Below are 1,134 nucleotides of genomic sequence, written 5' to 3'. Positions count from 1 at the left end.
ATCCGGCGTTGCCCTGCAGCCTGCCCGCCAGCTGCTTTCGTCAACGGACAGGCCTCTTGCCCTTGGGGAGGTCAGTAGGCGCCAGAGAGCAGGGCCCCTGCGTTGGGTACCCGCGTTTCCAGCCCCAGGCGCTTGAGCATCGCCCAGGTGGTGCAGGCTGCAGCGGACACGACAGGAATGCCCAACTGGTCCTGTGCCATCTGCACGGACGCCAGCGAGGGCATCTGCACGCAGGCCGAGATCACCACCACGTCCACGCCGCGCGTGTCCAGCCGTTGCACCAGCTGGGCCGGGGCGGCGGGGTCCTGCGCGCCCACCTGCAGGTTGTCGGCAATTTCCAGCGACAGGCTGTCGTGCACGGCAATGCCCTCGTGCTCGATGTAGTCCACCACCAGCTGGGTCAGCGGCTTCATATAGGGCGTGAGCACCGAGACCTTCTTGGCGCCCATGGCCTTGAGCCCTTCGACCAGCGCGCCTGCGCTGGACACCACGGGCGCGGGCTTGCCATTGGCCACGGTGACCTCATGCAGCCGCTTTTCGGATGCGCGGTGGTAGCCCAGGCCCATGCTCATGATGGCCACGAGGCAGGCATAGCCCATCACGTCCATCTTGCCGTCCGACAGCTCCAGCGCGCAGCGGTCGGAGTCGCGGTCCATCGCGGCCAGCTCTTCCTTGGTGACCTTTTGCATGCGCATGCGGCTGGCGTGGAAGCTGAAGCGCTCGGGCAGGATCTGCTCGCGGGCGCGCAGCATGGCTGGGATCTCGGTCTCCATGGTGGTGTTGGAGCTGGGCACGATCTGCCCGATGCGGTAAGTGCGTTGCATGGTGGTCTTTCAGGAGTCAATGGGCAAAGCGCTGCCCGCCCGGCGCGCGGAGCGCCGGAAATAGGATCGCGCAGGGGATGTCTGTGGGCCTGTCAGTCGGCCTTGATGCCGGCGGCCTTGATGGTCTTGGCCCAGTAGGCGGTTTCGGTCTTCACCAGCTCACCGAGGGCGTCGGGCGGCAGGTAGCGCAGTTCGATGCCGGCAGCGTCGGCGCGCTGGCGCGTCTCGGGCATGTCCAGCGCCTTCTTCACATCGGCCGTGAGCTTGGCCACCACGGCGGGTGGCGTGGCGGCCGGGGCGAACAGGCCCA

Annotated in this window: 2 protein-coding genes; both read right to left on the bottom strand. The window is 67.4% G+C overall.

The window, feature by feature from the left end:
- Nucleotides 1-71: 71 nt before the first annotated feature.
- Complete coding sequence (locus DBR23_RS27790; protein WP_047351093.1) at nucleotides 72-824, bottom strand: Asp/Glu racemase; 753 nt, start codon at nucleotides 822-824, stop codon at nucleotides 72-74.
- Nucleotides 825-916: 92 nt separating this feature from the next.
- The coding region (locus tag DBR23_RS32010) for a tripartite tricarboxylate transporter substrate-binding protein (RefSeq protein ID WP_255581918.1) at nucleotides 917-1,134 on the bottom strand (218 nt) is incomplete at its 5' end.

The organism is Acidovorax sp. HMWF018, from assembly GCF_003061035.1.
In the GTDB taxonomy this organism is placed as follows: domain Bacteria; phylum Pseudomonadota; class Gammaproteobacteria; order Burkholderiales; family Burkholderiaceae_C; genus Acidovorax; species Acidovorax delafieldii.
The sequence above is the reverse complement of the archived record's forward strand: the minus strand, read 5'-3'. Positions and strand labels throughout refer to the sequence as shown.